Genomic DNA, 13,897 nt, shown 5'->3' on the forward strand with positions numbered 1-13,897 from the left:
TTTGGACATGACCGCTGAAACTCTCCTCGCAAGTCTGCATCTGGTCACGCCGGAACTGATCCTCGCGGTCGGCGCCCTGGCGTTGCTGATGATCGGCGTCTTCGCTGGCGAACGCTCGGCGAGCACCGTGATGGGCCTGGCAGTCGCATTGCTGATCATCTCGGGTGGCTGGCTCCTTGCCTTCCCGGCGGAAGGTACCGCCTTCGGTGGTGCCTATCTCTCCGATGGCTTTGCCCGCTTCATGAAGATCCTGGCGCTGGTCGGCTCGATCACCGCCATGATCATGGCCGTCGGCCATGCCCGCCGCGACCAGCTCGACAAGTTCGAATTCCCGGTCCTGTTGGTTCTCGCCACCCTCGGCATCATGCTGATGATCTCGGCCAACAACCTGATCTCGCTCTACCTGTCGCTGGAACTGCAGTCGCTCGCCCTCTACGTGGTCGCCGCGATCAACCGCGACAGCCTGCGTTCGACGGAAGCGGGCCTCAAGTACTTCGTGCTTGGCGCCCTGTCGTCGGGCATGCTGCTTTACGGCATGTCGCTGGTCTACGGTTTCACCGGCAATATCGGCTTCCAGGAAATCGCTGCCGTGCTGACCGCCGGCAAGCCGGGCCTTGGCCTGATCTTCGGTCTGGTCTTCATCCTCGCGGGCCTCGCCTTCAAGATCTCCGCCGTTCCGTTCCACATGTGGACGCCGGACGTCTATGAAGGTGCGCCGACCCCGGTCACCGCCTTCCTGGCCGCCGCTCCGAAGATCGGTGCCATGGCGATCCTCGTCCGCATCGTCGTCGACGCCTTCATGCCGGTCTTCGCCGAATGGCAGCAGATCATCGTGTTCATCTCGATCGCCTCGATGCTGCTCGGTTCGTTCGCCGCGATCGGCCAGCGCAACATCAAGCGACTGATGGCCTATTCGTCGATTGGTCACATGGGCTACGCGCTCGTCGGCCTTGCCGCCGGCACGGAAACCGGCGTCAGCGGCGTCATCACCTACATGCTGATCTACCTGATCATGACGCTCGGCACCTTCGCCTGCATCATGGCGATGAAGCAGAAGGAAGGCGGCAACGTCGAGAACATCGACGATCTCGCCGGCCTCTCCACCACGAAGCCGTTCATGGCGCTCGTTCTGACCGCGCTGATGTTCTCGCTGGCTGGCATTCCGCCGCTCGCAGGCTTCTTCGGAAAGTACTTCGTCTTCGTTGCCGCCATCGAGGCCAAGCTCTACGCACTTGCCATCATCGGTGTGCTCGCATCGGTCGTCGGCGCCTTCTACTACCTGCGTGTCGTGAAGGTCATGTGGTTCGACGACGCCAAGGGTGAGTTCTCGCGGATTGCCGGCGAGCTTCGTCTGGTCTTTGGCCTCTCCGGTCTGTTCGTCATCGGCTACGTGCTCGTCGGCGGCCCGCTCGGCGCCGCAGCCGAGGCCGCCGCCAAGACGCTCTTTAATTGAGCCTCCGCGACGGACATCGCCGCTTGTCGTTCGACGACTTCCGGCACGAAGCACTCGGCGCCGTGGCGTCGACCAACTCGGAATGCCTCGCCCGCGCTCGCGCGGGCGATCGCGGTTTTCTCTGGATCACCGCGGACAGTCAGACGGGCGGTCGCGGCCGCCGTGGCCGCAGCTGGGCCTCCGAGCCCGGCAATCTCTATGCCTCGCTTCTGTTGATCGATCCCGCGCCGATGGAGCGGTTGCCTTCACTGCCGCTCGCGGTCGCGCTGGCGGTCCATTCGGCGGTTCGCGCCGTCTTGCCGCTCGATGCGCCGCCGCTCGAGGTCAAGTGGCCGAACGACATCCTGATCGGTCGCCGGAAGACCTGCGGAATTCTGCTGGAGGGCGAGCGTCTCGCAGACGGTCGCCAGGCCCTGGTGATCGGGATCGGCATCAACATCAAGGTGAAGCCGGAGGAGACCGCCTATCCGGTCACCTCGCTTGCGGACAATGGCGCGGCCGTCTCACCCCAGGAACTCTTCAGCCTCCTCTTCGCCGCGATGGCCGACATTCTTGCGATCTGGGACGAGGGCAGGGGTGTTGCTGAGGTCGCCGACCTCTGGCGCCGGGTCGCCTGTGGCATAGGCGAAAAAATTACGGTGAACCTGCCGGACCGTTCGATTTCCGGTTACTTTTCCGGAATCGATGATAAAGGCATGCTGATACTCGACCGTGGCGAAGACGGCCGCATGGCGATCGCAGCAGGCGACGTCTTCTTCGGGTGAACTGGATCAGGGACAGAATGGCAAACAACGAAGAACTGGTGTTCGTGCCGCTGGGCGGCGTCGGCGAAATCGGCATGAATCTCGCGCTCTACGGCTATGGTGCGCCGTCGAACCGCGAATGGATCATGGTCGATTGCGGCGTGACCTTTCCGGGGCCGGAACTGCCGGGCGTCGATCTCGTGCTTGCCGATATCAGCTTCATCGCCGCGCGCAAGAACAAGCTCAAGGCGATCATCATCACCCATGCGCACGAAGACCACTATGGCGGCCTGAACGACATCTGGCCGGGCCTCAATGTGCCCGTCTACGCATCCGGCTTCACGGCGGGCATGCTTGAGGCCAAACGCGACTACGAAGGCTCGCGCGCCGAGATCCCGATCACGCCGTTCAAGGCCGGCGATCGCATCAATGTCGGCCCGTTCTCCATTGAGGCGGTCGGCGTCAACCATTCGATCCCCGAGCCGATGTCGCTCGTCATCCGCACCCCGCTTGGCAACGTCGTTCACACCGGCGACTGGAAGATCGACCATGATCCCTCGCTGGGACCGTTGACGGACGAGGCCCGGTTCCGCGCGATCGGTGAGGAGGGTGTTCTCGCCGTTCTCTGCGACAGCACGAATGCGATGCGTGATGGCGTGTCTCCCTCCGAGGAGCAAGTTTCTGAAGGACTGCGCAAGATCATCGAGGCGGCCGAGGGCCGCGTTGCGATCACGACGTTTTCGTCGAACGTCGGGCGTATCCGCTCGATCGCCCAGGCAGCCGAGGCCGCCGGCCGCGAGGTCCTGCTGCTCGGCAGTTCGCTGAAGCGCGTCGTTGCCGTCGCCGACGATCTCGGGCTGATGGAAGGCCTGAAGCCTTTCATCGCCGAGGACGAATTTGGCTTCATTCCGCGCGACAAGGTCGTCGTGATCCTGACCGGCAGCCAGGGTGAGCCGCGCGCGGCGCTGGCGAAGATCGCCCGCGACGAGATGCGAAATGTCGCGCTAACCGCCGGCGATACGGTGGTCTTCTCCTCGCGAACCATCCCGGGAAACGAGAAGGCGATCCTCGATATCAAGAACGGTCTCGTCGAGCAGGGCATCCATATCGTCACCGATAGTGAGGCGCTTGTGCACGTCTCGGGCCATCCGCGGCGCAATGAACTGCTGCAGATGTACGAGTGGACCAAGCCGAAGGTTCTGGTGCCCGTCCACGGCGAGGCCGCGCATCTGATCGCCCAGGGGGAACTCGCCTTGCAGGCCGGCATCGAGACCGTGCCGCGCGTGCGCAACGGCGACATGCTGCGTCTGGCCCCGGGGCCGGCCGAAGTCATCGATCAGGTCCCGCACGGCCGCGTCTACAAGGACGGCAAGCTGGTCGGCGACCTCGACGAGATGGGCATCGCGAACCGCCGGAAGCTGTCTTATGTCGGCCATGTCGCGGTCAACGTCTTGCTCGACAGTCGCTACGAATTTGCCGGTGATCCCGAGCTCGTGCCGTTCGGCTTGCCTGAGTTCGACGACGAGGGCGAAAGCATGGAGGATACGCTCTATGACGCCGTCCTGGGGGCAGTGGAGAGCATTCCGCGTGCGCGCCGCAAGGATCTGGAGATGCTGCGCGAAAGCATCCGGCGCGCCGTTCGCGGCACTGCAAACGATGCCTGGGGCAAGAAGCCCGTGGTCACCGTCTTCGTGACCAAAGTCTGAGTGACGGGGGCGCGGAAGCTGGTATAGCTTCGGCGCCGTTTCGTCATCGAGGAGTAAGTTCATGCTTGGACGCGTCAATCACGTCGCCATCGCCGTTCCGGATCTGTCGGCCGCAACCGCCTCTTACCGCGACACACTCGGCGCCAGCGTGTCGGCTGCACAGGCCCTTCCGGAACACGGCGTGACCGTGGTTTTCGTTGAACTGCCGAACACCAAGATCGAGCTCCTGGAGCCGCTCGGCGCCGATTCCCCGATCGCTGCATTCCTGGCCAAGAACCCCGGCGGCGGCATGCACCATATCTGCTACGAGGTCGAGGATATCCTTGCCGCGCGCGACCAGCTTGCAAGCGGCGGCGCCCGTGTGCTCGGCGGCGGTGAGCCGAAGATCGGCGCCCATGGAAAGCCGGTGCTCTTCCTTCACCCCAAGGACTTCTACGGCACCCTCATCGAGCTCGAGCAGGTCTGAGGCCTCACGTAGAATTGCACTCCGGCCGATCCCGACCTATAAGTCGGCCGTTCCCGGTGCCAGGTGGCGCCGGTCAGCCAGCGAGGCCCGCACGCGATGCCCATTCTGTCCGCCTTTGCCATCTATTTCGTCATCTGGTGGATCACGCTTTTCGCCGTCCTGCCGATTGGCATGAAGACCCAGGCTGAAGCGAATGACGTGGTGCCGGGCAGTGTCGAAAGTGCGCCGGCCCGATTCCGGGGCAGCCGGGTCGTTCTGGTGACGACACTGGTCTCCGGACTGATTTTTTCCGGCTGGTACGTCGCATCCACGTACTTTGGCATCGGGCTCGACAGCCTGCCCAACGTGGTCCCCAAATTCGACTAATTCCCGATAGCGGGAGAGAGCGAGAGGCGCGGGCTTATACCCCGCGCCTTTGTGATTCTGAATGTGAGGGAAGTGACCTAAGACTCAGATCTTTAACGACGATCGCTGAGTAATTCCTGCCGGCACGGCGGCAGGCTGCGACAAGGGCAAAAAAAAACAAGGTCCGAAGACCTTGTTTCAATTATCGCGTGATCCTTCACCATTTAAGGGGCTGCGAACAAGCGCGCCTAAGATCTGATCCTCCCAAGACTTGACCGCGAATTTGGCAAGAAATTGAACTTCTTGCCTCTTTTATGGGCTCACGCTAGCCCAATCTGTGCGCTTTGTCACCCCATTTTTTGCATATTTGCTACAGTCACCAGAAAAAATCCAAAAATACCCAAATGTCGCACTTGTGATGACGCAAACCTGCATTTTGCCTTGCCGAAAGTTGCTTCGGGCGGAAGAAAGTGGGTCCGTGGGCTGTCTCGAAGGCTCTCAGCGAGCGGGTTTTCTTCGGGTTGGGAAACCGCTATGTACGCTTCGAGAAACACCCGTGTCATGGCTGATTCCGCCGTTTGCGGAATCCTAAACTGTCTGGAACCTGTTATGCGTCTTTCGCGCTATTTCATGCCGATCCTCAAGGAAAACCCGAAGGAAGCGGAAATCGTATCCCACCGCCTGATGCTGCGGACGGGCATGATCCGTCAGCAGAGCCAGGGGATCTATTCCTGGCTCCCGCTCGGCAAGCGCGTTCTCGACAAGGTCAACAAGATCATTCGTGAGGAACAGAATCGCTCCGGCGCGATCGAGCTCCTGATGCCGACGCTGCAGTCGGCCGATCTTTGGCAGGAAAGCGGCCGCTACGACGACTACGGCAAGGAAATGCTGCGCATCAAGGACCGCCAGGACCGCCCGATGCTCTACGGCCCGACCAACGAGGAGATGATCACCGACATCTTCCGTTCCTATGTGAAGTCCTACAAGGATCTGCCGCTCAATCTCTACCACATCCAGCTGAAGTTCCGTGACGAAATTCGTCCGCGCTTCGGCACGATGCGTTCGCGCGAGTTCCTCATGAAGGATGCCTATTCCTTCGATCTGACCCGCGAGGACGCCATCCATTCCTACAACAAGATGTTCGTCGCCTATCTGCGCACCTTCGACCGGCTCGGTCTGCGCGCCATCCCGATGCGTGCGGATACCGGCCCGATCGGCGGCAATCACAGCCACGAGTTCATCATCCTCGCCGAAACCGGCGAGTCGGAAGTCTTCTGCCACAAGAGCTTCGTCGATTTCGACATTCCTTCCGTCGACACGGATTTCGATGACGTCGCCGGCTTGCAGTCGATCTTCGACAAGTGGACCTCGGTTTATGCCGCAACCTCGGAAATGCATGACGAGGCGGCCTTTGGCACGATCGCCGAAGGCGACCGCCTGTCCGCGCGCGGCATCGAGGTTGGCCATATCTTCTATTTCGGAACGAAGTATTCCGAGCCGATGGGCGCCAAGGTTCAGGGGCCTGACGGCAAGGAACATGTTGTCCACATGGGCTCCTACGGCATTGGCCCGACGCGCCTTGTTCCCGCCATCATCGAAGCCTCGCATGACGAGAACGGAATCATCTGGCCGGCATCCGTCGCGCCCTTCGATGCCGTCGTGATCAACATGAAGGCCGGCGACGCGGCTTGCGATGCGGCCTGCGAGAAGATCTACGCGGCACTCACGAAGGCCGGCAAGGATACGCTTTACGACGACACGGACGACCGTGCCGGCACGAAGTTCGCGACCGCCGACCTGATTGGCGTTCCGGTCCAGGTGATTGCCGGTCCCCGGTCGGTCGCCAACGGGGAAATCGAATTGAAGGACCGCAAGACCGGTGCCCGCGAGACGATGACCATCGAGGCTGCCATCAACAAGCTGGTCGGGTAACTTCCCGAGCGAGGAGACGTAATGACGAGTGCAGCCTCCGCCAACGAGACGGCCGGGGCCGGAAACGGCAGCGCCGCCCGGCCTTTCTCCGCCTTCGAGCGCATGGTCGCCTGGCGCTATCTGCGCGCCCGGCGCAAGGAGGCCTTCATCTCGGTGATCGCCGGTTTCTCCTTCGTCGGCATCATGCTCGGCGTGGCGACGCTCATCATCGTCATGGCGGTGATGAACGGTTTCCGCACCGAGCTCATCAGCCGCATCCTCGGCATCAACGGCCACATGATCGTCCAGCCGGTCGACGGCCCGCTGGAGAACTATGCCGAGCTCGCCATCAAGTTCGCAGCCGTTCCCGGCGTGACCATGGCCCTGCCGCTGGTCGAGGGACAGACCTTGGCCTCAGGTCGCGCCGGCGCCGGCACGGGGGCGCTGGTGCGCGGCATTCGTCCCGAGGACGTGACCAAGCTCAAGACCGTCTCCACCAATATTCGTGCGGGCGATCTCGTCGGCTTCGCTGCGGGGCAGGGCGTGCTGGTCGGCTCGCGCATGGCGGCCGATCTCGGCATCACCGCCGGCGACACGATTACGCTGGTCTCCCCGGAGGGCGACGTGACGCCGCTCGGTGTCAATCCGCGCGTCAAGGCCTATCCGGTCTCCGGCGTCTTCGAGATCGGCATGTCGGAGTATGATTCCTCGATCATCTACATGCCGCTCGAGGAATCGCAGCTCTATTTCAATGCCGAGGGCATCGTGCAGTCGATCGAGCTGTTCGTCTCGAATCCCGATGACGTCGACGCGCTGCGCCCGCAGATCGAACAGGCCGCCGGCCGGCAGATCTTCATCACCGACTGGCGCCAGCGCAACCAGACCTTCTTCTCGGCGCTTCAGGTCGAGCGCAACGTGATGTTCATGATCCTGACGCTGATCGTCCTCGTCGCGGCGCTCAACATCATTTCCGGCCTCATCATGCTGGTGAAGGACAAGTCGAGCGACATCGCCATCCTGCGCACCATGGGCGCCAGTGCCAATGCCATCATGCGCATCTTCTTCATGACCGGGGCGGCGATCGGCACGGCCGGAACGCTAGCGGGCGTGGCGCTCGGTGTTATCGTCTGTCTCAACATCGAATCGATCCGCCAGTTTTTCAGCTGGGTTTCCGGAACCGTTCTTTTCGATCCCGAGCTCTACTTCCTCAGCCAGCTGCCCGCCGACATGAACGTGGGCGAGACGGTATCCGTCGTCGTCATGGCTCTCAGCCTGTCCTTCCTGGCGACGATTTTCCCGGCCTGGCGCGCCTCGCGCCTCGACCCGGTCCAGGCCCTGCGCTACGAATAAGGATACCGGTTTGATGGCCTCCGACACTGTACTTTCACTCACGGGTATCGACCGGCACTATGGCCAGGGCGAAACCCTGCTCAGCATCCTCAAGGGCGCCGATTTCAGCCTGAGAAGCGGCGAGACGGTCGCGCTCGTGGCCCCCTCGGGCACCGGCAAGTCGACTCTTCTGCACGTCGCCGGTTTGCTCGAACATCCCGATGCGGGCGAGGTAACCATCGGCGGTGTCGCCTGCCAGGGGCTCTCCGACGAAAAGCGCACCGCGATCCGTCGCAACTCGATCGGCTTCGTCTACCAGTTTCACCACCTGTTGCCGGAGTTCTCGGCGCTGGAAAACATCATGATGCCGCAGCTGATCGCCGGCCTGTCGCACGCCGAGGCCCGCGAACGGGCGGCCCAGCTGCTCGACTATATGCGCATCGGCCACCGCGGCGACCATCGTCCGGCCGAGCTCTCCGGCGGTGAGCAGCAGCGTGTCGCGATCGCCCGCGCCGTTGCCAATGCGCCGCTCGTCCTGCTCGCCGACGAGCCGACCGGCAACCTCGACCCCGAGACCGCATCCTACGTCTTCTCCGCGCTCGAAGCCCTGGTGCGCCAGTCGGGTCTCGCCGCGATGATCGCTACCCACAATCACGAGCTTGCACGGCGCATGGATCGCTGTGTGACGTTGGTCGACGGTCGCGTCGTCGACTACGCCGCCTGATCGCATCGTCGAGCGACCGGAGCCAACGGCTTCGCTGAATCGCTAAGCATCAACGGGCCGCACCTTACCGGATTCATGCTCCGGCGAGGTGTGGCCTTTTTTTGGTTGACAACGGAACAAAAAGCGAACAAATTAAAAACATAACGAGCCAGGAGAGAGACATGACCGAAATTCTTCGTGACGTCGCCGCATTCGCCTCGATTTCCATGTTTGTTGCCAGCCTCTCGGTGATCATGCTGGCTCTGTGACCCGGCGCCCTTAGGTGCCACACAGCAAAGCTGTATAGAGCGCCTGATCTCGGCAAAGAATTCTGGACTTCATCGCGCGCTCGGCCGAAAATCGCGGCCGATTCAAAATGTGCCGGGGAAGCTTCATGGGCGAGACTGCAATTGACGGGAACGATCCGGTAAAGACCGGTGCTGGCCCGGGTTTCGTTCACCTGAGACTCCACTCGGCCTATTCGCTGCTTGAAGGCGCGCTGCCGCTCAAGAAAGTTCTCGGCAAGGCCGTTGCCGACAACCAGCCTGCGATCGCCATCACCGATACCAACAACCTGTTCGTGGCGCTGGAGTTCTCACAGAAGGCCTTGGGCGACGGTCTGCAGCCGATCATCGGCTGCCAGCTTTCCATCGACATGGAGGATGGCAGCGTCGAGAAGCGGGCAGGCCAGCCGGGCGGCTATCCGGCGATCGTTTTGCTTGCGGCCGATGCCGGGGGCTATGAACGTCTCGTGGATCTTGTCAGCCGGGCCTATCTCGGCGGGGATTCGACCCAGGCCGTGCATATCGGCATGTCCTGGCTGGAGGAGATCGGAACGGCGGGACTGATCTGCCTGACCGGGGCGGCGAAGGGTCCGGTCGACTCAGCGCTGAAGGAGGGCCACCGCGCCCAGGCCGAAGCCCGTCTGCTCGAGCTGAAGCGTCTGTTCGGCGACCGGCTGTATGTCGAGCTGCAGCGCCACGGTGAATACGACAAGTCCCATGAACGCCGCATGGTCGGGCTTGCCTATGACCATGACGTTCCGCTGGTCGCGACCAACGAGGCCTTCTTTCCGTCGCGGGGTGACTATGAAGCCCATGACGCGCTGATGGCGGTCGCGCACAACGCGATCGTATCTGACGACAGCCGTTTCCGCCTGACGCCGGATCACTATCTGAAGAGCCGGGAAGAGATGCAGGCTCTGTTCGCCGACTTGCCGGAAGCGCTCGCCAACACCGTCGAGATCGCCCGGCGCTGCGCCTTCGTGCTCGACACCCGCAAGCCGATCCTGCCGCGCTTCACCGGCGGCGTCGAGGATCCGGAGGAGGCCGAGCGCGCCGAGGCGCTGGAACTGCGCCGTCAGGCGGTCGAGGGCCTGGATGGACGTATCGCCGCGCTCGGCATGGCGGCGGGGTTCACCGAACAAGACTACCGCGAGCGTCTCGAGTTCGAGCTTTCGATCATCGAGCGCATGAAGTTTCCGGGTTACTTCCTGATCGTTTCGGACTTCATCAAATGGGCCAAGCAGCATGACATCCCGGTTGGCCCCGGTCGCGGCTCGGGTGCGGGCTCGCTCGTCGCCTATGCGTTGACCATCACCGACGTCGATCCTTTGCGCTTTTCGCTGCTCTTCGAACGCTTCCTCAATCCGGAACGCGTGTCGATGCCCGACTTCGACATCGACTTCTGCCAGGATCGCCGCGAAGAGGTGATCCGCTACGTCCAGCGTAAGTATGGCCGCGAGCAGGTGGCACAGATCATCACCTTCGGTTCGCTGCAGGCGCGCGCGGCCTTGCGCGACGTCGGCCGCGTGCTCGAGATGCCCTATGGCCAGGTCGACAAGATCTGCAAGCTGGTGCCGAACAATCCGGCCAATCCGACGCCCTTGTCGAAGGCGATCGAGGAAGAGCCCAAGCTGCAAGAAGCAGCCGAAGAGGAGCCGGTCGTCGCCCGTCTTCTCGACATCGCCCAGAAGATCGAGGGCCTCTACCGTCATGCCTCGACCCATGCGGCCGGAATCGTGATCGGTGACCGCCCGCTGTCGAAGCTGGTGCCGATGTATCGCGATCCGCGATCCGACATGCCGGTCACCCAGTTCAACATGAAGTGGGTCGAGCAGGCGGGGCTCGTGAAATTCGACTTCCTCGGTCTGAAGACGCTGACCGTTCTCAAGACGGCTGTCGATTTCGTCAAGGAACAGAGGGGCATCGATGTCGACCTGGCGGCCATTCCGCTCGACGACAAGCTGACCTACGAGATGCTGTCGCGCGGTGAGACGGTCGGCGTGTTCCAGGTGGAAAGTGCCGGCATGCGCAAGGCGCTGATCGGTATGCGGCCGGACTGCATCGAGGACATCATCGCGCTGGTGGCCCTTTACCGTCCGGGTCCGATGGAGAACATCCCCGTCTACAATGCCCGCAAGCACGGCGAGGAAGAGATCGAGTCGATCCACCCGAAGATCGACTACCTTCTCAAGGAAACGCAGGGCGTTATCGTCTACCAGGAGCAGGTCATGCAGATCGCTCAGGTGCTCTCGGGCTACTCGCTCGGTGAGGCCGACCTTCTGCGCCGCGCCATGGGTAAGAAGATCAAGGAGGAGATGGACAAGCAGCGCGCCCGCTTCGTCGATGGTGCCGTCGAGAACGGTGTGTCGAAGAACCAGGCCGACGTGATCTTCGACCTGCTCGCCAAGTTCGCGAACTACGGCTTCAACAAGTCACATGCTGCGGCCTACGCCATCGTTTCATATCAGACCGCCTTCATGAAGGCACATTATCCGACCGAATTCCTCGCCGCCTCCATGACGCTCGACATGGCGAACACGGAAAAGCTCAACGACTTCCGTCAGGATGCCGGCCGTCTCGGCATCGAGGTCGTTCCGCCGTCGGTGCAGACCTCGTTCCGGCATTTCCAGACCGGTCCGAACCGTATTTATTACGCGCTGGCCGCCATCAAGGGCGTCGGCGACTCCGCCGTCCAGCACATCGTCGAGGTCCGCGGCGACAAGCCGTTCGATTCGATCGAGGACTTCTGCCTCAGGATCGACCCCAAGCAGGTCAACCGGCGCGTCTTCGAAAGCCTGATCTGCGCCGGTGCATTCGATTGTTTTGGTCGCGATCGTGCCGAGCTGGTGGCCGGCCTCGATCGGGTCTTAGGCTATGCCCAGCGCGCGCAGGAGAATGCCGTCAGCGGCCAGTCGGACATGTTCGGCGCCGGCGGTGCCACGGGGCCCGAGCGAATTTCTTTCGCCTCTTATACGGCCTGGCTGCCGTCCGAAAAGCTGATGCGCGAGTTTCAGGTCCTCGGTTTCTACCTGACGGCCCATCCGCTTGATTCCTACCGTTCGCTGCTGGAGAAGATGCGCGTTCAGAACTTCGCGGATTTTTCCCAGGCGGTGCGCCAGGGGGCAACGGCGGGCCGGCTTGCGGGAACGGTGATTTCGCGCCAGGAGCGCAAGACCCGCACCGGCAACAAGATGGGCATCGTGACCTTTTCGGACGCGTCCGGCCAGTTCGAGGCCATCCTCTTTTCGGAAGGCCTCAACCAGTATCGTGACCTGCTCGAATCCGGCAAGTCCCTGGTGATTACCGTCGCCGCGGAAGAGCGGCCGGAAGGCATCGGTCTCAGGATCCAGACGGCGCAGTCGCTCGAGGAAAAATCCGTCCAGATGCAGAAGGCGCTGCGTGTCTATGTACGCGACAGCGGTCCGTTGAAGACGGTAGCCGCCCATCTCAACACGCGCGGTGACGGTCTCGTGTCGTTCATCGTCATCAAGGATGACGGGCAGCGGGAGATCGAGGTCGAACTCACCGAGAAATACCGCATCTCGCCGGAGATTGCCGCCGCGATGCGTTCGGCGCCCGGCGTCATCGACGTCGAGCTGGTCTGACCGGCTGACCGAAGGCCTCAGGCCTTCGGCGCGCGATGGGTGATGGTGATGAAGTCGGTGCCGGGACCCGTTTCCGGGCCGATGCCGTTGTCCGAAATCGTGATCGATGTACCTTCGCTCATCATCGTCTCGATGCGATGGCGGATCTCGTCGGGAATGGTGATGCGGTCGAGCGCCGCTGCGGCGGTGAAGACTGCCGTGTCATCGGCCGCCTGGGTGATGCCGAGCCGCTTCATCGTCGAATTCGTCAGATGGTTTTCGAGCGTGACGGCGCGCCATTCGGCCTTGTGGCCGAAGCGGTCGACATCGGTCGCCTCGATGAAATGCGTACCCAGCGCCTTCTCCGGATCGGCAATGCCGACCGGCGCTTCGAACAGCGGCTTGAAGTTCTGTCGAACCATGAGCTGGCCGAGCGGCGGAACGCCTTTGCCGCTGCTCTTGTAGAGCTCGGTCAGGAAGTCGGCGCCGACCAGCACGCCCTTGTTGGAAAGACCCTTCCAGCGCTTGAAGCCGTTGATCGCCGCGACGGTCATCTTGCCGGCATGGCCGTCAGGCACGCCGGCGTCGAAGCCGAGTTCGCCGAGCAGCGTCTGCACGTCGATCATGGTTTCGCGCTCGCCGCGGCGCGTGATCAGGATGCGGAGCGGCGGTGCCTCCTCGAGCACCACCTTCGCGGTCGCGCCGGCCTTCGGCAAGACGTCGGCCATCGCCACCTCTACAGGCTTCAGCGACGCGTCGATCGTGCTTGGCCGCAGTTCGGCGTCGGACAGCAACTGGCCGTCTGCCACCGGCGCGCGCGGGGTGAAGAGCGCCTGGTGGGTCAACCAGGCGGGAACAGCCGGGTGATCGGTGATGATGACATGCGCGCCGCGTTCCGTCAGCTTGAACAGCTCCTTGGCGAAGGCCGCCGGAAGGCGCACGCAGCCGTGGGAGGCGGGATAGTTCGGCACGCTGCCGGATTCATGCAAGGCGACGCCCGACCATGTGATGCGTTGCATCCAGGGCATCGGCGCGTTCGAATAGAGATTGGACTCGTGATACTTGCGCTTTTCGAGGATGGAGAACACCCCTGACGGGGTAGTGTGGCCGGGCTTGCCGGTGGAGACGTTCGACGTCGCCACGACCTTGTCGCCGTCATAGACCACCAGCGACTGTTCGGTTTTCGAGACGAAGATCTGCAGGTTGCCGCCGCTTCCAGCGCTCGCCGGTGTTGAAAGGATGGTCGCGGACAACAGGCCAAGGGTGGCGGCCAGGGACTTCATCATGGGGCTTGATCCTATACGCAATACGAACGCGGCCAAAATATAGGTCGAAGTTTAATGAAGCTTTGCCGCGTGGCCCGGCCTGGTTCA

At 62.4% G+C, this 13,897-nt stretch carries 10 protein-coding genes; 9 read left to right on the forward strand and 1 reads right to left on the reverse strand.

The genetic code is table 11. From position 1 onward, the window contains the following. Nucleotides 1-7: 7 nt before the first annotated feature. From nuoN to dnaE, 9 genes are all read left to right on the forward strand, one after another. Nucleotides 8-1,453: an NADH-quinone oxidoreductase subunit NuoN gene (nuoN, locus tag ACX93L_RS14605; RefSeq protein ID WP_169588799.1), complete on the forward strand. Its 1,446-nt coding sequence runs from the start codon at nt 8-10 to the stop codon at nt 1,451-1,453. After that, nucleotides 1,450-2,217 carry a biotin--[acetyl-CoA-carboxylase] ligase gene (locus ACX93L_RS14610; protein WP_459405533.1) on the forward strand — a complete coding sequence of 256 codons (768 nt, stop codon included), beginning with the start codon at nt 1,450-1,452 and terminating at the stop codon, nt 2,215-2,217. The genes nuoN and ACX93L_RS14610 overlap by 4 nt, the downstream gene beginning before the upstream one ends. 17 nt (nt 2,218-2,234) lie before the next feature. Next, nucleotides 2,235-3,902 carry a ribonuclease J gene (locus tag ACX93L_RS14615; protein ID WP_459405534.1) on the forward strand — a complete coding sequence of 556 codons (1,668 nt, stop codon included), beginning with the start codon at nt 2,235-2,237 and terminating at the stop codon, nt 3,900-3,902. A 61-nt stretch (nt 3,903-3,963) separates the two neighbouring features. Next, nucleotides 3,964-4,368 (forward strand): methylmalonyl-CoA epimerase, encoded by a 405-nt coding sequence (gene mce, locus ACX93L_RS14620; protein WP_459405535.1) that lies wholly within the window; start codon nt 3,964-3,966, stop codon nt 4,366-4,368. Nucleotides 4,369-4,464: 96 nt separating this feature from the next. Next, a complete protein-coding gene (locus tag ACX93L_RS14625; RefSeq protein WP_459405536.1) occupies nt 4,465-4,734 on the forward strand; it encodes a DUF1467 family protein in 270 nt (89 codons plus the stop codon). Between the two features lie 588 nt (nt 4,735-5,322). Continuing rightward, entirely contained in the window at nt 5,323-6,645 is a 1,323-nt protein-coding gene (gene proS / locus ACX93L_RS14630) for a proline--tRNA ligase (protein ID WP_459405537.1), read from the forward strand. A 21-nt stretch (nt 6,646-6,666) separates the two neighbouring features. Further along, nucleotides 6,667-7,974, forward strand: coding sequence for a lipoprotein-releasing ABC transporter permease subunit (locus ACX93L_RS14635; protein ID WP_459405538.1), 1,308 nt, complete (start codon nt 6,667-6,669; stop codon nt 7,972-7,974). Between the two features lie 13 nt (nt 7,975-7,987). Continuing rightward, nucleotides 7,988-8,677, forward strand: a complete 690-nt coding sequence (locus ACX93L_RS14640; RefSeq protein WP_459405539.1) for an ABC transporter ATP-binding protein — start codon at nt 7,988-7,990, stop codon at nt 8,675-8,677. A 373-nt stretch (nt 8,678-9,050) separates the two neighbouring features. Further along, entirely contained in the window at nt 9,051-12,545 is a 3,495-nt protein-coding gene (dnaE, locus tag ACX93L_RS14645) for a DNA polymerase III subunit alpha (RefSeq protein ID WP_459405540.1), read from the forward strand. Between the two features lie 17 nt (nt 12,546-12,562). On the opposite strand, the gene ACX93L_RS14650 is transcribed toward dnaE, so the two are convergent. Beyond that, nucleotides 12,563-13,810, reverse strand: a complete 1,248-nt coding sequence (locus tag ACX93L_RS14650) for a L,D-transpeptidase family protein (protein ID WP_459405541.1) — start codon at nt 13,808-13,810, stop codon at nt 12,563-12,565. Nucleotides 13,811-13,897: the final 87 nt, after the last annotated feature.

The sequence above is a fragment of the Rhizobium sp. CAU 1783 genome (assembly GCF_054551725.1).